Consider the following 1,088-nt stretch of genomic DNA (forward strand, 5'->3'; position numbering starts at 1 on the left):
CCGTCGACGCCGGTCACGTATTTGATCTTGTTGTCCTTGACCTTGAAGCTCAGCTGGCATCCCACCCCGCAGAACGGGCAGACGGATGTCACCTCGCGGTCGTAATCGGCGCTGTCGCCATGCTGATAGCTGTCCAGCACGGTCGCCGGCATCAGCGCGCCGGTCGGGCAGGCCTGCACGCATTCGCCGCAGGCCACGCAGGTCGAGGCACCCATCGGGTCGTTCTGGTCGAACACCACCTGCGCCCCGGCCCCGCGCCCGGCCATGCCGATCACGTCGTTCACCTGCACCTCGCGACAGGCGCGCACGCAGAGATTGCAGTTGATGCAGGCATCCAGGTTGACCCGCATCGCCACATGGCTGTCGTCGAGCAGCGGCACATGCGCCGCGTCGCGGGCCGGAAAGCGGCTCTCGCTCACCCCGTTCAGATCGGCCATGGCGTGGAAATGGCTCGACGCGTCATGCGCCACCTCGGGCTGGTCGGCCAGCAACAGCTCGACCACCATCTTGCGGGCGCCCTCGGCGCGGGCGCTGTCGGTGGTGACCACCATGCCCTCGGCCACCGGCCGGATGCAGGACGCGACCAGCGTGCGCTCGCCCGCGACCTCGACCATGCAGGCGCGGCAATTGCCGTCCGGGCGATAGCCCGGGTCGGGCTTGTGGCAGAGATGCGGAATGACCAGGCCGCGGCCATGCGCCGCCTCCCAGATGGTCAGCCCCTCGGGCACGGTGACCTCTTCGCCGTTGAGGGTAAAGCTCACCATCTCGACATGTGCGCCGTCGGCCATCTCAGATCTCCTCCGCGAAGTGTTTCATGGTCAGCCGGATCGGGTTCGGCGCCGCCTGGCCCAGACCGCAGATCGAGGCATCCGCCATCACCTGGCACAGCTCTTCCAGCAGCGGCCGGTCCCAGTGTTCGGCCTGCATCAGCTGGACCGCCTTTTCGCAGCCCGCCCGGCAGGGGGTGCACTGGCCACAGCTCTCATCCTCGAAAAAGCGCAGCATGTTCAGCGCCGCGTCGCGCGCGCTGTCCTGCTGGCTCAGCACCACCACCGCCGCCGAGCCGATGAAGCTGCCATGCGGCTGCA

Annotated in this window: 2 protein-coding genes; both read right to left on the reverse strand. The window is 68.0% G+C overall.

Annotated features, from left to right (window positions below):
- Positions 1-788, reverse strand: a 788-nt coding sequence (locus AC2FL1_RS23520; protein WP_496878540.1) for a 2Fe-2S iron-sulfur cluster-binding protein, incomplete at its 3' end; no start/stop codon positions are given.
- A gap of 1 nt (position 789) precedes the next feature.
- A partial coding sequence (locus AC2FL1_RS23525) for an NADH-ubiquinone oxidoreductase-F iron-sulfur binding region domain-containing protein (protein WP_496878541.1) occupies positions 790-1,088 on the reverse strand: 299 nt, incomplete at its 5' end.

The sequence above is a fragment of the Ruegeria sp. YKSF070 genome, from assembly GCF_059612725.1.